This is a genomic window from Pseudonocardia sp. Ae150A_Ps1, assembly GCF_001932315.1.
Classification (GTDB): domain Bacteria; phylum Actinomycetota; class Actinomycetes; order Mycobacteriales; family Pseudonocardiaceae; genus Pseudonocardia.
Genome location: NZ_MCIJ01000001.1, coordinates 2,732,427 through 2,754,443, shown reverse-complemented (window position 1 = coordinate 2,754,443; position 22,017 = coordinate 2,732,427). Strand labels below are relative to the sequence as shown.

At 74.5% G+C, this 22,017-nt stretch carries 20 protein-coding genes and 1 pseudogene; 16 read left to right on the top strand and 5 right to left on the bottom strand.

The features are described from left to right. The first annotated feature begins 17 nt into the window (after window positions 1-17). The 4 genes from Ae150APs1_RS12725 to Ae150APs1_RS12710 all read left to right on the top strand — a co-directional run bounded on the left by Ae150APs1_RS12725 (window position 18) and on the right by Ae150APs1_RS12710 (window position 5,171). The gene (locus Ae150APs1_RS12725; protein ID WP_075297698.1) at window positions 18-2,903 is read left to right on the top strand and encodes an FAD-binding and (Fe-S)-binding domain-containing protein; all 2,886 of its coding nucleotides are present in this window, start codon (window positions 18-20) and stop codon (window positions 2,901-2,903) included. 6 nt (window positions 2,904-2,909) lie between these two features. Beyond that, on the top strand, window positions 2,910-3,755 hold the full coding sequence (locus Ae150APs1_RS12720) for a patatin-like phospholipase family protein (protein WP_075297696.1): 846 nt from the start codon (window positions 2,910-2,912) through the stop codon (window positions 3,753-3,755). A 68-nt stretch (window positions 3,756-3,823) separates the two neighbouring features. Continuing rightward, a complete protein-coding gene (locus Ae150APs1_RS12715; RefSeq protein WP_075297694.1) occupies window positions 3,824-4,648 on the top strand; it encodes an aldo/keto reductase in 825 nt (274 codons plus the stop codon). Between the two features lie 205 nt (window positions 4,649-4,853). Continuing rightward, complete coding sequence (locus Ae150APs1_RS12710) at window positions 4,854-5,171, top strand: adhesin (RefSeq protein ID WP_029239766.1); 318 nt, start codon at window positions 4,854-4,856, stop codon at window positions 5,169-5,171. Between the two features lie 84 nt (window positions 5,172-5,255). Here the strand turns inward: Ae150APs1_RS12710 and Ae150APs1_RS12705 are convergent, their stop codons facing one another. From Ae150APs1_RS12705 to Ae150APs1_RS12695, 3 genes are all read right to left on the bottom strand, one after another. Next, window positions 5,256-6,902, bottom strand: coding sequence for an ABC-F family ATP-binding cassette domain-containing protein (locus Ae150APs1_RS12705; RefSeq protein WP_075297692.1), 1,647 nt, complete (start codon window positions 6,900-6,902; stop codon window positions 5,256-5,258). Between the two features lie 33 nt (window positions 6,903-6,935). Then, a complete protein-coding gene (locus Ae150APs1_RS12700; protein ID WP_010235905.1) occupies window positions 6,936-7,670 on the bottom strand; it encodes a dienelactone hydrolase family protein in 735 nt (244 codons plus the stop codon). A gap of 85 nt (window positions 7,671-7,755) precedes the next feature. Beyond that, window positions 7,756-9,033: an MFS transporter gene (locus Ae150APs1_RS12695; protein WP_202968981.1), complete on the bottom strand. Its 1,278-nt coding sequence runs from the start codon at window positions 9,031-9,033 to the stop codon at window positions 7,756-7,758. A 247-nt stretch (window positions 9,034-9,280) separates the two neighbouring features. On the opposite strand from Ae150APs1_RS12695, the gene Ae150APs1_RS12690 reads away from it, so the two are divergent. Both Ae150APs1_RS12690 and menD read left to right on the top strand, forming a co-directional pair. Beyond that, window positions 9,281-10,003: a PIG-L deacetylase family protein gene (locus Ae150APs1_RS12690; RefSeq protein WP_075297690.1), complete on the top strand. Its 723-nt coding sequence runs from the start codon at window positions 9,281-9,283 to the stop codon at window positions 10,001-10,003. A gap of 172 nt (window positions 10,004-10,175) precedes the next feature. Continuing rightward, entirely contained in the window at window positions 10,176-11,852 is a 1,677-nt protein-coding gene (menD, locus tag Ae150APs1_RS12685) for a 2-succinyl-5-enolpyruvyl-6-hydroxy-3-cyclohexene-1-carboxylic-acid synthase (RefSeq protein ID WP_075297688.1), read from the top strand. Window positions 11,853-11,858: 6 nt separating this feature from the next. Here menD and Ae150APs1_RS12680 read toward each other — a convergent pair whose 3' ends face one another. After that, entirely contained in the window at window positions 11,859-13,100 is a 1,242-nt protein-coding gene (locus Ae150APs1_RS12680; protein WP_060574786.1) for an isochorismate synthase, read from the bottom strand. A 107-nt stretch (window positions 13,101-13,207) separates the two neighbouring features. On the opposite strand from Ae150APs1_RS12680, the gene Ae150APs1_RS12675 reads away from it, so the two are divergent. Then, window positions 13,208-13,684 (top strand): DUF3592 domain-containing protein, encoded by a 477-nt coding sequence (locus tag Ae150APs1_RS12675; protein WP_010224817.1) that lies wholly within the window; start codon window positions 13,208-13,210, stop codon window positions 13,682-13,684. Here the strand turns inward: Ae150APs1_RS12675 and Ae150APs1_RS12670 are convergent. Beyond that, the gene (locus tag Ae150APs1_RS12670; protein WP_075297686.1) at window positions 13,672-14,499 is read right to left on the bottom strand and encodes an inositol monophosphatase family protein; all 828 of its coding nucleotides are present in this window, start codon (window positions 14,497-14,499) and stop codon (window positions 13,672-13,674) included. The two genes, Ae150APs1_RS12675 and Ae150APs1_RS12670, sit on opposite strands and share 13 nt — an antisense overlap. A gap of 166 nt (window positions 14,500-14,665) precedes the next feature. On the opposite strand from Ae150APs1_RS12670, the pseudogene Ae150APs1_RS34305 reads away from it, so the two are divergent. The 9 genes and pseudogenes from Ae150APs1_RS34305 to nuoE all read left to right on the top strand — a co-directional run. Next, a pseudogene (locus tag Ae150APs1_RS34305) lies at window positions 14,666-15,142 on the top strand (glycosyltransferase); the annotation flags it as partial. Continuing rightward, the gene (locus tag Ae150APs1_RS12665; protein WP_283160242.1) at window positions 15,063-15,821 is read left to right on the top strand and encodes a glycosyltransferase; all 759 of its coding nucleotides are present in this window, start codon (window positions 15,063-15,065) and stop codon (window positions 15,819-15,821) included. The pseudogene Ae150APs1_RS34305 and the gene Ae150APs1_RS12665, both read left to right, overlap by 80 nt. Before the next feature lie 68 nt (window positions 15,822-15,889). Beyond that, entirely contained in the window at window positions 15,890-16,474 is a 585-nt protein-coding gene (locus Ae150APs1_RS12660; protein WP_139316884.1) for a hypothetical protein, read from the top strand. 23 nt (window positions 16,475-16,497) lie between these two features. Further along, entirely contained in the window at window positions 16,498-17,190 is a 693-nt protein-coding gene (locus tag Ae150APs1_RS12655) for a demethylmenaquinone methyltransferase (protein WP_075297682.1), read from the top strand. Between the two features lie 754 nt (window positions 17,191-17,944). Next, window positions 17,945-18,310 carry an NADH-quinone oxidoreductase subunit A gene (locus Ae150APs1_RS12650; protein WP_010244283.1) on the top strand — a complete coding sequence of 122 codons (366 nt, stop codon included), beginning with the start codon at window positions 17,945-17,947 and terminating at the stop codon, window positions 18,308-18,310. Between the two features lie 7 nt (window positions 18,311-18,317). Continuing rightward, window positions 18,318-19,025: an NADH-quinone oxidoreductase subunit B gene (locus Ae150APs1_RS12645; protein ID WP_010244280.1), complete on the top strand. Its 708-nt coding sequence runs from the start codon at window positions 18,318-18,320 to the stop codon at window positions 19,023-19,025. After that, on the top strand, window positions 19,022-19,837 hold the full coding sequence (locus Ae150APs1_RS12640) for an NADH-quinone oxidoreductase subunit C (protein ID WP_075297680.1): 816 nt from the start codon (window positions 19,022-19,024) through the stop codon (window positions 19,835-19,837). The genes Ae150APs1_RS12645 and Ae150APs1_RS12640 overlap by 4 nt, the downstream gene beginning before the upstream one ends. Beyond that, on the top strand, window positions 19,834-21,186 hold the full coding sequence (locus tag Ae150APs1_RS12635) for an NADH-quinone oxidoreductase subunit D (RefSeq protein WP_010244273.1): 1,353 nt from the start codon (window positions 19,834-19,836) through the stop codon (window positions 21,184-21,186). The genes Ae150APs1_RS12640 and Ae150APs1_RS12635 overlap by 4 nt, the downstream gene beginning before the upstream one ends. After that, window positions 21,183-22,013, top strand: a complete 831-nt coding sequence (nuoE, locus tag Ae150APs1_RS12630; protein ID WP_075297678.1) for an NADH-quinone oxidoreductase subunit NuoE — start codon at window positions 21,183-21,185, stop codon at window positions 22,011-22,013. Before Ae150APs1_RS12635 ends, nuoE begins: the two co-directional genes overlap by 4 nt. The last annotated feature ends 4 nt before the right edge of the window (window positions 22,014-22,017 follow it).

Here is a 22,017-nt window from a genome sequence, read left to right as displayed (position 1 = left end):
CTGCTGAGAGGAGTGCTGTGAGTACCGCGACCACCACCGCGTACCGCGCCCTGGAGAACGAGCTGCGTGCCGCCGTCGGCGGTGAGGTCCGGTTCGACGCCGGCAGCCGCGCCATGTGGTCGGCCGACGCGTCGAACTACCGGGGTGTCCCGATCGGTGTGATCGCTCCGCGCGACGCGGCCGACGTCGAGGCGGCGATGGCGGTCTGCCGCGCCCACGACGTGCCCGTCATGCCGGTCGGCTCACGGACCTCGATCGCCGGTCAGGCGGTGAACACCGCGGTCGCGCTCGACTTCCGCACCCACATGGACTCGATCCTGTCGGTCGACCCGGACGCACGGACCGCGACGGTCCAGCCCGGTGCGGTGTGCGACGCCGTCCGCGGCGCCGGGAAGCCGCACGGGCTGACGTTCGGTCCGGACCCGTCGACGCACAACCGCTGCTCGATCGGCGGGATGATCGGCAACAACGCCTGCGGCTCGCACTCGGTGGCCTGGGGCAAGACCGTCGACAACGTCCGCTCGCTGGACGTCCTGACCTACCGCGGGGAGCGGATCACCCTCGGCCCGGACGGCACCGAGACCGGCGCGATCCCGGACGCGCTGCGTGCGCTGGGCGCCGAGATGGCCACCGACGTGGCGAACCACGTCCCGGAGCTGACCCGCCGGGTGTCGGGCTACAACCTCGACCAGCTCGTCCCCGGGAACGTGAACCTGGCGAAGGCACTGGTCGGGACCGAGGGCACCTGCGCCACGATCCTCGCCGCGACGGTGGACCTGGTCGAGTCGCCGCCCGCGCGGGCGCTGGCCGTGCTGGGCTTCCCCGACGCCTACCACGCCGCCGACAACGTGATGATCGTCCGCGAGCACTCCCCGCTGACCATCGAGGGGATGGACGCCGGCCTGATCGCCTCGCTGCGTGCGCTGCGCCCCGACGAGACGACCTCGCGGATGCTGCCGGAGGGCAAGGGCTGGCTCTACGTCGAGACGGGCGGCGAGGACCGGGCGGCCGCCGAGGCCGCCGCGCACGCCGTCGCGTCCGCGATGAAGCCCTACACCACCGGCGCCGTCGTGGTCTCCGAGCCGAAGCAGATGGCCGCGCTGTGGCGGGTCCGCGAGGAGGGCGCCGGTCTGGTGACCCGCTCGCCCGACGGCGGCGAGGCATGGCCGGGCTGGGAGGACGCCGCCGTCCCGCCGGAGAAGTTCGGTGCCTACCTGCGCGAGTTCGACAAGGTGCTGGAGCGGCACGGCCGCACGGGCATCTACTACGGCCACTTCGGCGACGGCTGCCTGCACGTCCGGATCGACTTCGACCTGCTGACGAAGCCGGGGATCGCGAACTTCCGGGCGTTCATGACCGATGCGGCGGACGTCGTCGTCGCGCACGGCGGGTCGCTCTCGGGTGAGCACGGCGACGGGCAGGCCCGCGCCGAGCTGCTGCCGCGCATGTACCCGCCGCAGGTCATCACCGGCTTCGAGCGGTTCAAGGCGGTCTGGGACCCGGACGACCGGATGAACCCCGGCCGCGTCGTGCGCCCGGCGACGATGGACGAGAACCTGCGCGTCCAGCTCGGCATGCCGACCATGCCCGACGAGCCGAAGCTTGCCTTCGGGCACGACCGCGGCTCGTTCCACCGGGCCACCCGGCGCTGCCTGGGTGTCGGGAAGTGCGCGATCGACACCGGGTCCGGGGTGATGTGCCCGAGCTGGAACGTCACCAAGGAGGAGAAGCACTCCACCCGCGGACGCGCGCGGCTGCTGTTCGAGATGGCGAACGGCGAGATCATCACCGACGGCTGGCAGTCCGACGAGGTCGCCGAGTCGCTCGACCTCTGCTTGTCCTGCAAGGGCTGCAAGTCCGACTGCCCGGTCGGTGTGGACATGGCGTCGTACAAGACCGAGTTCCTCGCCAACCGCTACCACCGCAGGCTCCGGCCGCGCACGCACTACTCGATGGGCGCGCTGCCGCGCTGGCTGCGGATGGTGGGGGCGCTCCCGGCGGCCGCCGTCGACGGGCTGAACCGGCTCGCGCAGGTGCCGCTGCTGGCGACGGTCGCGAAGAAGGCGGGCGGGATCGACGCCCGCCGGGCCATCCCGCCGATCGCCCGCGAGACCTACACCGCGCAGGCCGCACGCGGCCTGCCGATGTCGCGGGTCCCGGACCTCGGGATCGCCCCGGGAAGCCGCGGCCCGCTGCTGCTGTGGACCGACACCTTCACCGACCACTTCGACCCGGAGATCGCGGCGGACGCCGTCGCCGTCCTCACCGGGCTCGGGTATCGGGTCGAGCTGCCGCCCAGGAACGTGTGCTGCGGCCTGACCTGGACCTCGACCGGCCAGGTCACCGCCGCCCGCCGGGTGCTGGCGCGCAGCCTGCGGGCGATCGGCCCGGCGCTCGACGCGGGGATCCCGGTCGTCGGACTGGAGCCGTCGTGCACCGCCGCCCTGCGGTCCGACGCGGCGGAGCTGCTGCCCGACGAGCCGCGGGTCACGGTCCTCGAGCAGCAGGTGTCGACGTTCGCGGAGTTGCTGAACCGGCACGCCGACGAGCTCGCCGCCGTCGCGGGGGAGGGCAACGGCGCGGCGCTGGTGCAGATCCACTGCCACCAGCACGCCGAGCTGGGCAGCGAACCGGACCGCGCGGTGCTGGCGGCGCTCGGGGTGGACGCGACCGTGCTCGACTCCGGCTGCTGCGGCCTGGCCGGCAACTTCGGCTTCGAGGACGGGCACTACGACGTCTCGATGGCCTGTGCCGAGCGTGCGCTGCTCCCCGCGGTCCGGGCCGCCGACGGCGCGGTGGACCTGCTCGCCGACGGCTACTCCTGCCGTACCCAGGTCCGGCAGGCCGGGGAGCGGGAGCCGGTGCACCTCGCCCAGATCGCCGCCCGGGCGCTGCGGGGCTGACAGCGGATGGGCGACGAGCGGCGGGCACTGGTCCTCGGCGGTGGCGGGATCACCGGGATCGCCTGGATGTACGGGTTGGTCGCGGGTCTGGCGGCGGACGGGATCGACCTGACCGGGGCCGATCTCGTCGTCGGGACGTCGGCGGGGTCGGCGGTCGGAGCGAACCTCGCCGCCGGACGGGACCCCGAGGCGTTGCTGGAGACCCAGCTCGCGCCGCCGTCGGGCGAGATCGCGGCGAACCTCGGGCTGCGTCTCGCCGTCCGGTACGGGGTGGCCGCGCTGGCGGGCCCGCGGGACGCCCGCCGGGTCCGCGCCCGGATCGGCCGGATGGCGCTGGCCGCCGACACCGTCGGGGAGGCCGAGCGGCTCGCCGCGATCGGGTCCCGGCTCGGCGACGCCGGCTGGCCGTCCGGCCGTGACCTGTGGATCACCGCGGTGGACGCGTACACCGGCGACCTCCGGGTCTTCACCCGCGACGACGGTGTCCCGCTCGCCACCGCGGTCGCCGCCAGCTGCGCGGTCCCCGGCGTCTGGCCACCGGTGACGGCCGCCGGAACCCGCTGGATCGACGGTGGGGTGCGGTCCATGGCCAACGCCGACCTCGCCGCCGGGTACGGCCGCGTCGTCGTGCTCGCCCCGCTGACCGGCGGGCTCGGGTCGGCCGTCGCCCCGCGCGTGCAGGCCGAGGCGCTCGGCGCGCTCGGGCGGGTCGCCTGCGTCGAGCCGGACCGCCGCGCCCGGCGCGCGTTCGGCCGCAACGTGCTCGACCCGGCACGGCGGCCGGCCGCGGCCCGGGCCGGGCGGGCGCAGGCGGCCGGCGTCGCAGCAGAGATCGCCCGGGTGTGGGGCTGAGCTATTCCCCGTCGAGGCACATCCCACGGTGGGGCATGTGCGCGCGCAGGCGCGGGTAGACCGGAGTCATGGCTACTCCCACGATCACGCTCAACGACGGCCGGGAGATCCCGCAGCTCGGCTTCGGGGTCTTCCAGATCGAGCCCGGCGACACCGCGGAGAAGGTCAAGGCGGCCCTGGACGTGGGCTACCGGCACATCGACACCGCGCAGATGTACGGCAACGAGGAGGGCGTCGGGAAGGGGATCGCCGACGCGGGCGTCCCGCGCGACGAGCTCTGGATCACCACGAAGCTGAACAACGACGGCCACGGCCGCGGCTCGGCCGTCGAGCGCCTCGACGACAGCCTCACCAAGCTCGGCCTCGACCACGTCGATCTCTACCTGATCCACTGGCCGAAGCCGCAGGAGGACCGCTACGTCGAGACCTGGCAGGGCTTCGAGGACGCGAGGAAGGCCGGCAAGGCCCGGTCGATCGGCGTCTCCAACTTCCAGGTCCCGCACCTGGACCGGCTCGCGGCCGAGACCTCGACGGTGCCGGCGATCAACCAGATCGAGTTCCACCCGCACCTGGTCCAGCGCGAGCTGCGCGACTACCACCGGCAGCACGGCATCGCGACCGAGGCGTGGAGCCCGATCGGCCAGGGCAAGGGCCTGCTCGAGGCCCCGGAGCTCGCCGAGCTCGCCCGGAAGTACGGCAAGTCCGCCGCGCAGGTCGTGCTCCGCTGGCACATCCAGCTCGGGAACATCGTGTTCCCGAAGTCGAACGACCCGGGCCGGATCAAGGAGAACTTCGAGATCTTCGACTTCTCCCTGACCGACGACGACATCGCGTCGATCGAGAAGCTGCACACCGGCAAGCGGATCGGCCCGGACCCCGACGACTTCGGCTGAGTCCGCGCCACCCGCTCGCGGTACCGGCGGCCCGGCGTCCCACGGTGGACGCCGGGCCGCTCTCGTGCGCGGGACCGGTCGCCGGGGTGGGTGACGTAGCTCACCCGGCGCATTCCCGGTGGACACGGGGCCGTCGCCACCCGAACGTGATCGGGACGGGGGGACACCGGTGGACGTGCACACCGCCGTCCGTACGGTGGGGTCGATGTTGGCGATCACCGAGAACGCCGCTGAGGCGATCAAGACCCTGAGCACCGACGCCGAGCTGCCCGACGACGGCGGCCTGCGCATCACCGCGCCGGACCCCGCGCAGGGCCTGGAGCTCGCGCTGGCGCAGACGGCCGACGACCAGGACACTGTCCTGCGCGGCGAGGGCATCACCGTCTTCCTGGAGCCCACCGCGGCCCAGCTGCTGGACGACAAGGTGCTCGACGTGCAGCCGGTGACGACGGAGGGCGGCGAGGAGGAGCTGCGCTTCGCCATCGTCGCGCAGTCCGACGCCGCCGAGCCCGAGCAGGCCTGACCCCCGCCCACCCTTCTTCCGCACTCGAACCGGGGAGCCCCGGACCGGCGACACCGGTCCGGGGCTCCCCGGTTCGTAGCGGGGTCAGAGCTCGGTGACCGCTCCGTCCCGCAGCTCCCAGCGACGGGTCGCGCGGACCGTGTCCAGCATCCGCCGGTCGTGTGTGACCAGCAGGACCGTCCCGGTGAACGCGTCGAGCGCCTGCTCCAGCTGCTCGATCGCGGGCAGGTCGAGGTGGTTGGTCGGCTCGTCGAGCACCAGCAGGTTCACCCCGCGGGCCTGCAGCAGCGCCAGCCCGGCCCGGGTCCGCTCACCCGGTGACAGCGACGCCGCGGTCCGCAGCACCTGGTCGGCGGTGAGCGCGTACTTGGCCAGCAGCGTCCGCACCTCGGACTCGGGCCAGTCGGGCACCTGCTCCCCGAACGCCCGCAGCAGCGTCTGCTCGCCGAGGAATGCGCCGCGGGCCTGGTCGATCTCCCCGACGACCACCCCCGATCCCGGCCCCGCGGCGCCGGTGTCCGGTGCGATCCGGCCGAGCAGCAGCCCGAGGAGCGTCGACTTCCCGGCACCGTTCGCGCCGGTGACGACGACCCGGTCCGCCCACTCCAGCTGGAGCGTCACCGGACCGAGCACGAAGTCCCCGCGGCGCACGACGGCCGCGTCCGCCCGCGCGACGACCGTCCCGGACCGGGGCGCGGCCGCGATCGTCATCCGCAGCTCCCACTCCTTGCGGGGCTCCTCGACGACCTCCAGCCGCTCGATCGCCCGCTCGGTCTGGCGGGCCTTCGCGGCCTGCTTCTCGCTGGACTCGGCGCGCAGGGCGCGCACGTTCTTGTCCGGGTCCTTGGTCTTGCGGCGCGCGTTCCGGACGCCCTGGGCCATCCAGTTCCGCTGCATCACGGCCCGCTGCCGGAGTGCGCCCAGCTTGTCGGCGTACTCGTCGTAGTCCTCGCGTGCGTGCCGGCGCGCGATCTCGCGTTCGGCGAGGTAGGCCTCGTGTCCGCCGTCGTGGATCCGGACCTGCTGCTGGGCGAGGTCGAGCTCGACGATCCGGTTCACCGTGCGGGCCAGGAACTCGCGGTCGTGGCTGACCAGGACGGTCGGGGTGCCCTGGCGGGCGAGGCCGGTGACGAACCGCTCCAGTCGGTCCAGCCCGTCGAGGTCCAGGTCGTTGGTGGGCTCGTCGAGCAGCAGGAGGTCGTAGCGGGACAGCAGGAGCGCGGCGAGGTTCGCCCGCGCCGCCTGCCCGCCGGACAGCCCGGTCATCGGCGCGCCGGTCCCGACGCCGAGCCCGACCTCGCGCAGCGCGTCGCCGGCCCGCTCGTCGAGGTCGGCCCCGCCGAGGGCGAGCCAGCGGTCCAGCGCGCCGGCGTACCGGTCGTCGGCACCCGGGGCGCCGGACGCCAGGTCCTCGGCCGCGGTGTCCATCGTGGACTGTGCCGTGGCCACGCCGGTGCGCCGGGCGAGGAAGCCGGCCACCGTCTCGCCGGGCCGCCGGTCGGGCTCCTGTGGCAGGTGCCCGACCGTGGCGTCCGGCGGGGCGAGCGTCAGCTTTCCGGCGTCGGGCTCCCGTTCCCCGGCGAGCAGCGACAGCAGGGTCGACTTCCCGGCGCCGTTCGCGCCGACCAGGCCGACGACGTCGCCCGGTGCGACGACGAGGTCCAGCTCGGAGAACAGGGGGTGATCGCCGTGGCCCGCGGCCAGGCCCGTCACGTGCAGGGTCGCGCTCATCTCGGGCGGAACGTTACCCCGCGGCCGCTCCCGTCAGAGTGCGCCGCCGAACAGGCGGTGCAGGGCCTCCCAGTGCCGCTGCTCGGCGGCGTCGTCGTGGGCGGGAGTGTCGGGGACGGCGAACCCGTGCGCCGCCGGATAGGTCTCCACCGTGTGGCCGACACCGGCGCCGGACAGGGCCTCCTCCAGCCGCTGCCGCTGCTCCTCGGGGAACGAGCGGTCGTCGGTGGCGCCCGCGACGTACACGGTGGCGCGGATCCGGTCGGCGAGTCGGTGCACGCTGGCCGGGTCGTCGGTGGCGAGGTTCCCGCCGTGGAACGACGCCGCCGCGGCCACCCGCTCGGGCTGCGTGCCGGCTGTCCGCAGCGCCATCACGCCGCCCATGCAGTACCCGGTGACGCCGACCCGGGGGCCGGCGACCTCGGGGCGGTCGAGCAGCGCCGTCACCCAGGCCTCCGCGTCGACGGCGACCATCCGCGGCTCCAGCGAGGAGACCATCCCCATCAGCCGGGCGCGCTCGTCGTCGTCGGTGAACACGGTGCTCATGTCGAAGGGCGCCCAGTCGCCGTGCCGGTGGTAGACGTCGGGCAGCAGCACCGCGTAGCCGAGGACGGCGAGGTGGGCGGCCATGTCGTGCATGGCCTTCCGGACCCCGCCCGCGTCGACGTAGAGCACGACCCCGGGCCAGGGGCCGTCGCCGTCCGGGGTGTGCAGGGTGGCACGGGCGTCGCCGTCGGGGGTGGGGATCGTCAGGTCGGTACGCGGCACGGGGCGGCTCCGGGGGACGGTGGTCGGGTCGGTGCCCGTTCTACGCCCGGCGGAGCCGCCGCGCTCGGGGAGGATCGGTTCCGCGTCAGCGCTCCGTCAGCGCGTCGTCGGCGTCGAGGCGGCGGGTCCGGGTCTCCGAGTAGAGCGCCACGGCGACGATCGTCACCACCGAGCTGGCCGCGATGTAGACGGCGATCGAGAAGCCGGTGCCGGTCGCGGTCAGCAGTGCGACCGCGATCACCGGGGCGAGACCGCCGGCGAACACCGAGGCCAGCTGGTAGCCGATCGACACCCCCGAGTAGCGGACCTTCGTGCCGAACAGCTCGGACAGGAACGCCGCCTGCGGGCCGTACATCGCGCCGTGCAGCACCAGGCCGACCGTCACCGCGATCGCGGTGAGCGCGAAGTTCCGCGTGTCGAGGAGGTAGAAGAACGCGAACGCCCAGACACCGACGCCGACGGCCCCGACCAGGTACACCGGCTTGCGCCCGACCCGGTCGGAGATCGCGCCCCACATCGGGGTGGTCACCAGGTGCACGGCCGCACCGATCAGCACCGCCCCCAGCACGAACGACGACGGCAGGTCGAGCTGACGGGTCGCGTAGGTGGAGATGACGATCGTGAAGATGTAGTAGGAGACGTTCTCGGCGAACCGGGCGCCCATCGCGGTCAGCACCTCGCGCGGGTACTGCCGGAACACGTCGACGATCGGCATCGTCTCCTTCTCGCCGGCCGCGGCCCGCGCGGCCGCCTTCGCCTGCGCCTCCCGGAACACCGGGGACTCCTCGACGGCGAGCCGGACGTACAGGCCGATCAGCACCAGCACGGCGGACAGCAGGAACGGGATCCGCCAGCCCCAGGCCTGGAAGGCCTCCTCGGACTGCACCAGCGCCATCACCGCGAGCAGGCCGTTGGCGAGCAGCTGCCCGGCGGGCGCACCGGCCTGTGGCCAGCTCGCCCAGAACCCCCGGTGCTCGGGCTTCCCGTGCTCGGACACGATCAGGACGGCGCCGCCCCACTCGCCGCCCAGTGCGAAGCCCTGGATCAGGCGCAGCAGCACCAGCAGCGCCGGCGCGGCGATGCCGATCGTGGCGTAGCCCGGCAGCAGGCCGATCGCGAACGTCGACAGGCCCATCATGAGCAGCGAGATGACCAGCAGCTTCTTGCGGCCGATCTTGTCGCCGTAGTGGCCGAACACCAGGCCGCCCAGCGGGCGCGCGATGAACCCGACGGCGAACGTGCCGAGCGAGAGCAGCAGGCCGGTGGCGCCGTCGGAGTCCGGGAAGAACACCTGCGGGAAGACCAGCGCCGCGGCGACGCCGTAGAGGAAGTAGTCGTACCACTCGACCGTCGTGCCGAGCATGCTCGCCGCGACCACGCGGCCGATCGGCGTGCGTGGCCGGTCGGGCTCCGTCGGCGTCGTCCCGGTTCCCGGTGCGGTGGCACCGGACTGCGTGTCGGACACGGTCTCTCCCCATCGTGAGACTGGCTGTCGGTGGCGTCACCGTAGTTCGTCCGGGTGACGGATACACCGGTTCCCACCACACCAGGACCCGGCATCCGACGTGCTGCGGCCACACCGGGCCGACGGTCACCGCCACACTGGACCCATGTCCGACGACGACTACCTGCCGCTGCCCGAGGACGCCGACCGCGTGCTGGTCGTCGTCGCCCATCCGGACGACATGGAGTACGGCGGTTCCGGCGCCGTCGCCCGCTGGACGTCGCAGGGCAGGCGGGTCACCTACCTGCTGGTCACCCGCGGTGAGGCGGGGATCGACACCCTCGCCCCCGACGCGTGCGCCCCCGTCCGCGAGGCCGAGCAGCGGGCGGCGTGCGCGGCCGTCGGCGTCGACGTCGTCGAGTTCCTCGACCATCCCGACGGCCTGGTCGAGTACTCGGTCGCGCTGCGCCGCGACATCGCCGCGGCGATCCGCAGGCACCGGCCGCAGCTCGTCGTCACCGGGAACCACCGGGAGTCGTGGGACGCCGACGGCGCCGCGCCCAACCACGCCGATCACGTCGCCGTCGGCCGGGCCGTCATCGACGCCGTCCGGGACGCGGCGAACCGGTGGCTGTTCCCGGAGGCGGGCGAGCGGTGGGACGGCGTGCACGGGGTCGCGGTCGCGGCGTCGCCCCGCGCGCGGCACGCGGTCGACATCTCCGGGCACCTCGACGCGGCCGTCGCCTCGCTGGAGGCGCACCGGGCGTACCTGGCGGCGCTGGACGGCGACATGGCGGGCAGCGGAGTCCTGCGGGAATGGGCGGCCGGGGTCGCGACCCGGCTCCCCGGCGCGAGCGCGGCGACGACCTTCGAGTACCTGGAGGTCTGAGCCGCCGACGACGGGCGTCACAGGTGGAGGCCCCGCCGTACGGGGTACCGTCGATACCGGCCGGTCGCGGTCGCGCCTCCCGAGCGCCGGACCGCACGACCGGCGGCGGGTTTCCGGAGCGTGCGTCTCGCCGCCCGCCCGGCCCCCACCACGGCTACCGAGGGTTGATTGCGTGAACGGCTCCACCGCCCAGGCTCGCGTCCTCGTGGACGAGCTGATCCGCGCCGGCGTCACCGACGCTGTGCTCTGCCCGGGCTCCCGCAACGCGCCGCCGGCGTTCGCGCTGGCCCGGGCCGAGGCGCTCGGGCTGATCCGGCTGCACGTCCGGATCGACGAGCGGACGGCGGGCTTCCTCGCACTCGGCCTGGCGCTGGCCTCCGGGCGTCCGGTGCCGGTCGTCGTCACCTCGGGGACGGCCGTCGCGAACCTGCACCCCGCCGTGCTCGAGGCCGCCCACGCCGGGGTGCCGCTGATCGCGCTCACCGCGGACCGGCCGCCCGAGCTCGTCGGGACCGGTGCCAGCCAGACGATCGCGCAGTCCGCCCTGTTCGGGCCGACCGTGCGCTGGTCCGGCTCGCTCGCCGTGCCCGACGTGGTGACCGACACGGAGGCGCGGCGCTGGCGGTCGTCGGTGGCGCGCGCGCTGGCGGCGGCGACCGGGACCGGGGCCGGTGCCCCCGGCCCGGTGCACCTGGACCTGCCCTACGCCGAGCCGCTGGTGCCCGAGGGCCCGGCCGCGACGCCCGGTGCGCAGGACCTCCTCGGGCCCGGCGTCCCCGCCGGCCGCGCCGCCGGAGCGGCCTGGACCGCGGTGACCCGGCCGGTGCGGACGGCGCCGCCACTGCCGCTGGACCCCGCCGCCCGGACCCTCGTGATCGCCGGTACCGGCGGCCCGGCCGCCGATCCCGGCCTGCTCGGTGGCGCCCCGCTGGTGGCCGAGCCGTCGTCGCCGTGGTGGCCGCACGCCCTGCGCACCGGCCCCTGGCTGATCGACCGGCCGGAGCTGCGGCCGACGCAGGTGGTCGTCCTGGGCCGTCCGACGCTGCACCGCGCGGTGTCCGCCGTGCTCGCGGACCCCGGCATCGCGGTGTACGCCGACCCCGGTCAGGACGGCGTCGGCTGGACCGACGTGTCCGGCACGGTCCGGGCCGTCGGCGCGCTGCCCGCCCTCACCCCGCCCGACGACTGGACGTGGGCGTGGGGCGACGCCGACCGGGCCGCGGCCAAGGCCCTCGACACCGCCCTCGACGACGGCACCGCCGACGGTGCGCCCGGCCTGCGCCTGGCCCGTCAGGTCGTCGCCGCGCAGCGCGACGGCGGGCAGCTCGTCCTCGGCTCGTCGAACCCGGTCCGCGACGTCGCGCTCGCCGCCACCCCCCGGTCCGGGCTGACGGTGCGCGCGAACCGGGGCGTCGCGGGGATCGACGGGACGGTGTCGACCGCCGTCGGCGCCGCGCTGGCGCACGACGGCCCGACCGCGCTGCTGCTCGGTGACCTCACCCTGGTGCACGACACGACGGGCCTGGTCATCGGCCCGGACGAGCCCTGCCCGGACCTCACCGCGGTCGTCCTCGACGACGACGGCGGCGGCATCTTCCACCTGCTCGAGCAGGGCGGCGCGGAACACGCGCACGCCTTCGAGCGGATCTTCGGCACCCCGACCGGGGTCGATCTCGTCGGGCTGGCCCGCGCCGCGGGCTGGGACGCGACCGACTGGTCCGGTGACCCGGCCGAGCTGACCGCACGGCCCGGCTCCGGGCGCCGCCTGGTCCGTGTCCGGGTGCCGCGGGCCGGTCTGCGCGACGCGCACGCCGCCCTCCGCGAGGCCGTGGGCGCGGCACTGGGCTGAGTGCGCTCAGCCCTCCAGCGCCTCCCGGACGGCGCGCATCTTGGCGGCGGCCTCGCGCACCTCCGCGTCGGGATCGGAGTCGGCGACGATCCCGCACCCGGCGAACAACCGCGCCGTCCGGCCGCGCAGCTCGGCGCAGCGCAGCGCGATGCCGGTCTCCCCGCCGCCGTCGGCGTCGACGTAGCCGACCGGGCCGGCGTAGCGGCCGCGGTCGAGCCCCTCGATCTCCGTGATCAGCGCGGTCGCGTCCGGGGTCGGGGTCCCGCCGACGGCCGCGGTCGGGTGCACCGCACCGAGCAGCGTCAGCAGGGAGGCGGGGCGCGCCGCGTCGAGCCGGGCGGTGACGTCGCTCGCCAGGTGGGACACGTTGGGCAGGGTCAGGACGGACGGGCCGTCCGGCACCCGCAGGTCCGTCACCAGCGGCCGCAGCGACGCGGCCAGGGAGTCGACCGCGTAGGCGTGCTCGCGGCGGTCCTTCGCGGACCCGGCGAGCGCGCTGTCCACATCGGTCCCGTCGCCGGAGGGCCACATCGTCCCGGCCAGCACCCGCGACTCCACGGTCGGCCCGTCGAGCCGCAGCAGCAGCTCCGGGGTGGCGCCGACCAGGCCGTCGACGGCGAACGTCCAGCACGTCGGGAACCGTCGGGCGAGCCCGCCCAGGAGGAAGCGCGTGTCGAGGTCCGCGTCGGCGTGCGCGAGCAGGTCGTGGGCGAGCACGACCTTGTCCAGCTCACCCGCCCGCATCCGGCGCACGGCCTCGCCGACCGCGCCGCGGTAGCGGTGGGCCGGGACGTCGCCGTCGGCGAAGTGCAGCCGCCCGCCGGGCCGGACCGGCGCGGGGACGGGCAGCGCCGCGCCGGGCGGCTCGTCGTCCGTGGAGATCTCGGTGACCCACGCCCGGTGCCCGCGGCGGCCGACGACGACCCGCGGCACCACCAGCACCGACCCGGCGGATGCCGGATCGAAGGTGAAGGAGGTGAAGGCGACGGCGCCGGTGCCGGGCAGCCGGACGTCGTCGTCGACCTCCAGGTCGGCCACGACCGAGCGCCACCAGCGGTCGGCCTCGGCGAACCGCCCGGGACCGGACGCGGTGAACCGGGCGGCCTCGCCCCACCCGACGATGCCCTCGTCGCCACGCACCCAGGACAGCGCGCCCGCACCGCGGGGCAGCACGTCCAGCAGCGGCCCGTCGAGCCGGAGCGGGCGGGTGCGGACCCGCAACGCGGTGCCGGCCGGTGCGACAGTCACACCCCGAGGGTAGGCAACGGACCGCAGCGGTGCGGGGCGGCGGGGCGAGGCACCCGACACACCCGGGTGGCCGTGGCCCGGTGGGCGGCTCCCTAGAATCGGGTGTCGTGACCAGTCCGACCGGCGACGTGCTGACCGAGACCCGGGCCGCTGCGGGCCGCTTCATGGCCCGGGTGCGCTACCGGGTGCCGGAGATCGTCGCGGGTGTCGGGATCACCCTGACGCTGCTGGTGCTGATCGCGCTCGGTGGGGCGTTCCTCACCGACATCCGGATCTCCTCGCACGGCGCCACCACGGCGGCCACCGTCCTCGACGGCTCCGGCTACTGGCGCTCGGTGGTCCGGTTCGTCGACGCCGAGGGGCGCCTGCAGACCCCCGGGGCCGGGATCGCCTACCCGGTCGGTCTCACGCCCGGCGAGAACATCTACGTCGAGTACGACATCGCGGAGCCCACCCGGGTCCGCGTCGCAGGCCGGTCCGCGGTCGACGGCATCCTCCCGGCGGCCGGCGCGCTCGCCGCGATCTGGGTCGTGGTCGGCCCGGCCTGGGTGACGCTGCGGCGCCGCCGCGATCAGCGGTCCTGACCGCGCCAGAGCGCGCACGTCTCCGCCGCCACCTCCGGCGCGACGACGAGCAGCCCGTCCGCCGGCATCGGGGCGGACCGCCCGTCGCGGCCCAGCACCATCGCGCCGGACTCCGCGGCCAGGCACAGCGCCCCCGCCACGTCCCACTCGTGGTAGCGGGTGAGCACCGCGGCGACGGCGTTGCCCAGCGCCACCTGGGTGATCGCCAGGGCGGCCGACCCGAGCACCCGGACGCCGGCGTGCGCGGCGCGGGCACGGTCGACGAAGGCCGGGTCCGGGTCCTCCGCACACACCAGTGAGCCGGCCAGCCTGGCCGGCCGGGCCAGGGGGACCGGCTTGCCGTTCGCCCGGAACCCGCGGCCGCGGGCGGCCGCGTAGATCTGCCCGCGGCCCGGATCGGCGACGACGCCGACGGCCGGGCCGTCGCCGTCGACCAGGGCCAGGCTGTACGCGCACCACGGGAGCCCGGCGACGTAGTTCGCGGTGCCGTCGACCGGGTCCACCACCCACCGCATCGGCGCCTCCGCCGCGCCCCGGTCGGCGCCGTACTCCTCGCCGACGACCGGGCAGCCGGGGAACTCGGCGGCCAGGACGCGGCGGGTGTGCCGCTCCAGCGTCCGGTCGGTGTCGGTGACCCAGTCGAACGGGTTCGCCTTGGCGGTGGCCTCCGGCGGTCCGCCGTGCTCGCGGCCGAGCGTCGCGGTGATCACCTCGGCGGCGTCGTTCGCCAGCCGCCCGGCCGTCTCCAGGGCGCGGGAGAGCAGCGCCGGGTCCACCGGGCGCACGGGTCGGGTGGTCTGCGGGACGGCCGTCATGCGCACCGAGTGTCCGGGCAGGTGGTGACCCGGTCGCGACCGCGAGATGACGCGACCGTGCCGGGCACACCAACTCGCGGGCGCCCCACCCGATGTTCGCCGAGGGTTGGGTGGTTGATCACGCCGTGGACCCGGCCCGGCGTCCCGCTCCGAGCACTGTCGAACCGTGCGTGTCGCAATCGTCTCGGAATGCTTCCTGCCGGTGGTCAACGGCGTCACCAACTCCGTCCTGCGGGTGTGCGAGCACCTGCGGGCCGGTGGCCACGACGTCCTCGTGATCGCACCCGGGTCCGGTGAGCCGCAGGAGTACGACGGGATCCCGGTCGTCCGGATCCCCGCCGTCGGGCTCCCGGTGGTCAACTCGATGCCGGTCGGCGTCCCGAGCCGCCGGGTGCTCACCGCGCTGCGGGCGTTCCGGCCGGACGTCGTCCACCTGGCCGCGCCGTTCGTCGTCGGGGCGCGGGGGCTGGCCGCCGCGCGCCGGCTCGGCATCCCGACGGTCGCGATCTACCAGACCGACGTCGCCGGGTTCGCCTCGTCGTACGGGCTCGGTCTCACCGCCCGTGCGGCCTGGCGCTGGACCTGCCGGCTGCACTCGATGGCGGACCGCACGCTCGCCCCGTCCAGCTGGGCGACCGGCGCGCTGCGCGAGCGCGGCGTCCCGCGGGTGCACCAGTGGGCGCGCGGCGTCGACACCCGGCGGTTCCCCCTCCCGGCGCGACGACGCGCTGCGCGCCGAGCTGGCGCCGGACGGGGAACGGCTGATCGGGTTCGTCGGCCGGCTGGCCCCGGAGAAGCAGGTCGACCGGCTCGCGGTGCTGGGGTCGATGCCCGGGACGCGGCTGGTCGTCGTCGGGGACGGGCCGAGCGCGGACGGGCTGCGGGAGCGGCTGCCGTCGGCGGCGTTCCTCGGGCACCGCGGCGGCGACGAGCTCGACCGGATCTACGCCAGCCTCGACGTGTTCGTCCACACCGGACAGGCCGAGACGTTCTGCCAGGCCGTGCAGGAGGCGCTGGCCTCCGGTGTCCCGGTCGTCGCGCCGGACGCGGGCGGACCGCGCGACCTCGTCCTGCCCGGCCGCACCGGGTACCTCGTCGCGCCCCGCCCGGACGGCGGCGAGCCCGGCGACCCCGCCACCGACGAGGCCGACCGCGAGCTGGTCGGCGCCGTCACCGCGCTGTGCGACCCGGACCGCAACCGGGCGTTCGGCACCGCCGCCCGCCAGTCCGTCCTGCGCCGCACCTGGACCGCGGTCGGGGACGAGCTGCTCGCGCACTACACCCAGGTGCTGCACGCCGCGCCCGAGCGCCTCGCCGCCTGACCCCGCTCGGTCGCGGCTGCGTAGTCGTGCGGATCCGGGAGGAGCCCGCCCGGCGCAGGCTCGGCGGCATGACACACGTGGGCACGACCGTCGTCGTCGAACCGCAGGGTGAGCTCGCCGGAGTGGACACCTCGGCCGCCGTCGCGCAGATGCAGCGGCTGCTCGACCGCAACCCGGCCGTCCGTGCGACGGCCAGGGCCGAGGTGCTGGCCGCGCCGCACCGGGTGCTGCCGCCGGTGCTGTTCGCCCTGTCGGAGAACCTGGTCGCCGAGGGCGACATGGGGGAGGCCGCCCGCTGGTTCTACGCGGCCCAGGTCCGTGCCCGGTTCGACGCGACCCGCTGCACCGACCCCACGGCCGCGTCGGCGGTCGGGGTGCTGCGCGAGCGGTTCGGCGAGGCGGTGAACCGGTGGGCCTTCGCCGACCCGGCCCGGGTCCGGCGCGCCGCCGTGCGGGCCGTCGCCTGGGACCGGGGCGCCTCGCACGACTACGACCACCGGTGGATCGCCCTGCACGGGATGGGCGCCTTCACCGGACCCGGGACCGGCGTCGACACCCCCGCCGGGGAGTGGCCGGCGACCGCGGCCCGGGTCCGTGCGGAGTACCTGTCCGGGCTGCGCGAGGTCCTACGGGAGCAGTTCGGCGAGCGGTGACCGCCGCTGCGTACGCTCGTGGCGTGTCCCGCGCCGAGCTCGACAAGGATCCGCACGACGTCGCCCGGATGTTCGACGGTGTCGCCCGGCGCTACGACCTGACCAACACCGCGATGTCCGGCGGTCAGGACCGCTACTGGCGGGTGCAGACCCGGCGCGCACTGGCCCTCTCGCCCGGCGAGAAGGTCCTCGACCTCGCCGCGGGTACCGCGGTGTCCACCGTCGAGCTCGCGAAGGGCGGCGCCTGGTGCGTCGCCGCCGACTTCTCGCTGGGCATGCTGCGCGCGGGCGCCCACCGCGACGTGCCGAAGGCCGCCGCCGACGCCCTGCACCTGCCCTTCGCCGACGCCTCGTTCGACGCCGTCACGATCTCCTTCGGCCTGCGCAACGTCGCCGACACCGTCGCCGGGTTGCGCGAGATGGCCCGGGTGACCCGCCCCGGCGGACGTCTCGTGGTCTGCGAGTTCTCCACCCCCACCTGGGCGCCGTTCCGCGCGCTCTACCAGGGCGCCGTCCTCGGGCACCTGATCCCCACCGTGGCCCGCACGGTGTCCTCGAACCCGGACGCCTACCTCTACCTCGCCGAGTCGATCCGGGACTGGCCCGACCAGGCCGCGCTCTCCCAGAAGATCGCCGACGCGGGCTGGGAGCGGGTGGCCTGGCGCAACCTCACCGTCGGCGCCGTGGCGCTGCACCGGGCGTACAAGCCCGCCTGACCCACGCCGGCCTCCGCGCCGACGCCCCGTCCCGGCGCCGCCGCCGCGCCGCCGGGGCCGTGCCGCCGCGCCTCGTCCCCCGGGCCCGCGGCCCCGGCGCCGCGCCCCGCATCGCGCCGCGCCTCCGCGCCGCGCCGCGATGCGGCCGCACAGGTTCTGTGCTGCCCGACAGCCGCACGCCCGGCCGCCGGCACCGGGCCGAGGGGCACCGTTCTCCGCGCGCCGGGCGGCTCCTGCATCCCGAGCGCTCCGGCCCGACCGGCGGTTCCTGCATCGCCCGAGCGCTCCGGCCCGACCGGCGGTTCCTGCATCCCGAGCGCTCCGGCCCCGACCGACCGGTCCTGCACGGCCCGACCGGTCCTGCACGGATTCGTGCCTGCACCGACCGACCGCTCCCGCACGGGGCGAGCGCTGTCGCGCCGGCCGGGCAGCGGTGCCGGACCCTCTGTCACCGCCCGGTCGCGTCGCGTTGCGCCGCAAGAAGTTCGTCGTCCTCGCCCGATCCGCCGACGCGGATCCGTGGCTCACGTCCTACACTCGTCGCGACGTTCGTGAAGTTTTTCACAAGCGTGGTGCTCGACACGGCGATCGGAGGGCCTCGACCAGCGACGATGTGGATCACACGTGATCCAGGTCCCCCCTCAGGTAAGGCTCGCCTGGGTTCTTCGTCACACGGTGGCGGACATAGGGTCCCCCCGACCGGCTTGTCGATCACCACCAACGACGGTGGCGGCGCGACCACGAAGGTGAACGGATGCTCGATCCCTATCTCCCGCTCGTCCTGCTGTTCGCGTTGGCGGCGGGGTTCGCGGTGTTCTCGGTCGCCGCGGCGCCACTGATCGGGCCGCGCCGGTTCAACCGGGCGAAGCTGGACTCCTACGAGTGCGGCATCGAGCCCTCGCCGCAACCCGTCGTCGGTGGCGGTCGCGTCCCGGTCGCCTACTACCTCACGGCGATGCTGTTCATCCTGTTCGACATCGAGCTGGTGTTCATGTACCCGTACGCCGTCGTCGCCGACGCGGTCGGTGTCTTCGGGTTCGTGGCCATCACGCTCTACATCGCCACGATCGCCTTCGCGTACGCCTACGAATGGCGTCGCGGCGGGCTCGAGTGGAACTGAGGCCGTCATGGGACTCGAGGAGAACCTGCCCAGCGGTGTCCTGCTGACCAACGTCGAGAAGCTGGTCAACTGGACCCGGAAGTCGTCGCTCTGGCCCGCCACGTTCGGCCTGGCCTGCTGCGCCATCGAGATGATGACCACCGGCGCACCGCGCTACGACCTCGCGCGGTTCGGCATGGAGGTCTTCCGTGCCTCGCCGCGCCAGGCCGACCTGATGATCGTCGCGGGCCGGGTGAGCAACAAGATGGCGCCGGTCCTGCGCCAGATCTACGACCAGATGCCCGAGCCGCGCTGGGTGCTCGCGATGGGCGTGTGCGCCAGCTCCGGCGGCATGTTCAACAACTACGCGATCGTCCAGGGCGTCGACCACGTCGTGCCGGTGGACATGTACCTGCCGGGCTGCCCGCCGCGGCCGGAGATGCTCATCGACGCGATCCTGAAGATCCACGCCAAGATCATGGACGAGCCGCTGGGCCCGAAGCGGGCCGCCGAGCTGGCCGAGTCCGGGTACCGGACGCCGATGGTGCCGTCGTCGGTGAAGTTCGCGCCGAAGCACAAGCAGCTGGACGCGCTGAAGAGCACGCCCACCCCGGACGTCCCGAACCATCTCGAGCCGGGCGCGCAGCCGAAGCCGGCCCTGAACGAGCTGGTCGCGGCCGAGCGGCCGGACCTGCCGTCGCTGGCCGACGCCGCGCGTGGAGGTGAGCAGCAGTGACCGGACCGACCGGTACCTCGAAGGACGACGCCGAGCCCACCGGCGACGAGCACTCGTCGTCGCAGGAGAGCGGCGCCGCGCTGGAGCAGCAGCAGGCCGGTGGTGGTGGGGACGCGCTGGCCGGTGTCCGGCCCGCGGCCCGCATCACCGAGACCCGGGCACGCTCGGGGATGTTCGGCGTCCGCGGCACGGGGGACACCTCCGGCTACGGCGGGCTGACGCTGCCCGGGTACGCACCGGCGCCGGCCGAGCGGCCCTTCGGCGGCTGGTTCGACGAGTTCGCCGACGAGCTGGGTGCGGCGATGGACGAGCGCTCCATCCCGCGGGACGCGATCGAGCAGGTCACGATCGACCGCGACGAGATGACCCTGTACGTGCTGCCCGACAAGCTGAACGCGGTCGCCCGCACGCTGCGCGACGACCCGGGCCTGCGCTTCGAGTTCTGCGCGACGGTGTCCGGTGTGGACTACTCGGCGCCGGACGGGTCGCCCGTCGACCGGCCGGTGCACGTCGCCTACCACCTGCTGTCCATGACCTACCGGCGCCGCATCCGGCTCGAGGTCGCGCTGGACATCGAGAACCTGCACGTCGACAGCGTCGTTGACGTGTACCCCACCGCGGACTGGCACGAGCGCGAGACCTGGGACATGTTCGGCGTGGTCTTCGACGGCCATCCCGCGCTGACCCGGATCCTCATGCCGGACGACTGGGAGGGCCACCCCCAGCGCAAGAGCTACCCGCTGGGCGGCATCCCCGTGGAGTACAAGGGGGCGGAGATCCCGCCGCCCGACGAGCGGAGGGCCTACTCGTGACGAGCACCGACGACCGCCCCACCACACCGCAGCAGGACCCCTACGCCGCTCCCGGCCGGGAGACCACCGAGGGCACCGTCTACACGGTCACCGGTGGCGACTGGGACACCCTGATGGATGCGGACCACGACGACCGCATCGTCATCAACATGGGTCCGCAGCACCCGTCGACGCACGGCGTGCTGCGACTCGTCCTCGAGCTGGAGGGCGAGACCGTCACCCAGGGCCGTGCGGTGATCGGCTACCTGCACACCGGCATCGAGAAGAACTGCGAGTACCGGACCTGGACGCAGGGGGTCACGTTCGTGACCCGCGCGGACTACCTGGCGCCGCTGTTCAACGAGGCCGCGTACTGCATGGCCGTCGAGAAGCTGCTCGACGTCGAGGTGCCGCACCGGGCCGAGCACATCCGGGTGCTGCTCATGGAGCTCAACCGGATCGGTTCGCACCTGGTCGCGCTCGCCACCGGCGGCATGGAGCTGGGCGCGCTGACCGGCATGACGTCGGGGTTCCGCGAGCGCGAGGAGGTCCTGCACCTGCTCGAGTTCCTGACCGGCCTGCGGATGAACCACGCGTTCATCCGGCCCGGCGGGCTCGCCCAGGACCTCCCCGAGGGGTACCGGGAGCGGGTCACCGAGTTCCTCGACGTCATGGACTCGCGGCTGCCCGACTACGACCGCCTGCTCACCGGCCAGCCGATCTGGAAGCAGCGGCTGGAGGGTGTCGGCTACCTGCCCGTCGACGGCTGCCTGGCGCTCGGTGCGTCCGGTCCGATCCTGCGGTCGGCCGGGCTGGCCTGGGACCTGCGCAAGCACATGCCGTACTCGGTCTACGACGAGTACGACTTCGAGGTCCCGACGGCGACCGAGGCCGACTGCTACGCCCGCTACCGGCTGCGTGTCGCCGAGATCCACGAGTCGCTGAAGATCATGCGGCAGGCGCTGGCGAAGCTCGACGAGATCGGCCCCGGCCGGGTCATGGTCGACGACCCGAAGGTCGCCTGGCCGGCCCAGCTCTCGATCGGCAGCGACGGCATGGGCACGACGCTCGAGCACGTCCGCAAGATCATGGGTCAGTCGATGGAGTCGCTGATCCACCACTTCAAGCTGGTGACGGAGGGCTTCCACGTGCCGCCGGGCCAGGCCTACGTCGGGGTCGAGTCCCCGCGCGGCGAGCTCGGCGTCCACCTGGTCTCCGACGGCGGCACCCGCCCGGTCCGCGTGCACGTGCGCGACCCCAGCTTCGTGAACCTGCAGACGATGCCCGCGATGAGCGAGGGCGGCCAGGTCGCCGACGTCATCGCGGCCGTCGCGTCGATCGACCCCGTGATGGGAGGTTGCGACCGATGACCCTCCCCGGAGGCAACCCGGAGTCCAACTCGCCGGCCCCGGTCACCCCGACGGAGCGCGAGTTCCCCGCACCGCCGGAGCCGTCGCCGGTCTCGCCGACGTTCGACGAGCTCACCCGCGCGCGGACGAAGGAGATCATCGCCCAGTACCCGGAGCCGCGGTCGGCGCTGCTCCCGCTGCTGCACCTGGTGCAGTCGGTCGAGGGCTACGTCAGCCAGGACGGCATCCGCTACTGCGCCGAGGCCCTCGAGCTGACCACGGCCGAGGTGTCCGCGGTGGCGACGTTCTACACGATGTACAAGCGCAGTCCCTGCGGCGAGCACCTGGTCAGCGTGTGCACCAACACGCTGTGCGCGGCGCTCGGCGGGGACGACATCTACGCCCGGCTGCAGACCCACCTGGGTTCCGAGGACCGCCCGCTGGGGCACGAGGAGACGGTGGGCGAGCCGGGCACGACCGGCTCCCTCACGCTCGAGCACGCGGAGTGCTTGGCGGCGTGCGATCTCGCCCCGGTCCTGCAGGTCGACTACGAGTACTTCGACAACCAGTCGGTCGAGTCGGCGGTCGAGCTGGTCGACGCGCTGCGCCGCGGTGAGCGTCCGCAGCCGACCCGCGGTGCCCCGCTGACCGACCTCCGCACCGTCGAGCTGGAGCTGGCCGGCTTCACCGACGAGGCGGCCCCGGTCGACGAGACCGCCCGGGTCGAGGGGCCGTCGTCGGCGATCGAGTCGGTGCGGGGGGCGCGGCTGGCCGAGGACAACGGCTGGACCGCCCCGGCGATGCCCGGCAGCCCGCCCGCGATGCCCGCGCTACCGGAGAAGAAGTGATCGC

Excerpts from the sequence above, each read along its gene's own strand:
- Ae150APs1_RS12720 (WP_075297696.1), top strand. The coding sequence starts at position 2,910 with ATGGGCGACGAGCGGCGGGCACTGGTCCTCGGCGGTGGCGGGATCACC.
- Ae150APs1_RS12715 (WP_075297694.1), top strand. The coding sequence starts at position 3,824 with ATGGCTACTCCCACGATCACGCTCAACGACGGCCGGGAGATCCCGCAG.
- Ae150APs1_RS12710 (WP_029239766.1), top strand. The coding sequence starts at position 4,854 with ATGTTGGCGATCACCGAGAACGCCGCTGAGGCGATCAAGACCCTGAGC.
- Ae150APs1_RS12705 (WP_075297692.1), bottom strand. The coding sequence starts at position 6,902 with ATGAGCGCGACCCTGCACGTGACGGGCCTGGCCGCGGGCCACGGCGAT.
- Ae150APs1_RS12695 (WP_202968981.1), bottom strand. The coding sequence starts at position 9,033 with ATGCTCGGCACGACGGTCGAGTGGTACGACTACTTCCTCTACGGCGTC.
- Ae150APs1_RS12690 (WP_075297690.1), top strand. The coding sequence starts at position 9,281 with ATGTCCGACGACGACTACCTGCCGCTGCCCGAGGACGCCGACCGCGTG.
- Ae150APs1_RS12670 (WP_075297686.1), bottom strand. The coding sequence starts at position 14,499 with ATGACGGCCGTCCCGCAGACCACCCGACCCGTGCGCCCGGTGGACCCG.
- Ae150APs1_RS12660 (WP_139316884.1), top strand. The coding sequence starts at position 15,890 with ATGACACACGTGGGCACGACCGTCGTCGTCGAACCGCAGGGTGAGCTC.
- Ae150APs1_RS12650 (WP_010244283.1), top strand. The coding sequence starts at position 17,945 with ATGCTCGATCCCTATCTCCCGCTCGTCCTGCTGTTCGCGTTGGCGGCG.
- Ae150APs1_RS12645 (WP_010244280.1), top strand. The coding sequence starts at position 18,318 with ATGGGACTCGAGGAGAACCTGCCCAGCGGTGTCCTGCTGACCAACGTC.
- nuoE (WP_075297678.1), top strand. The coding sequence starts at position 21,183 with ATGACCCTCCCCGGAGGCAACCCGGAGTCCAACTCGCCGGCCCCGGTC.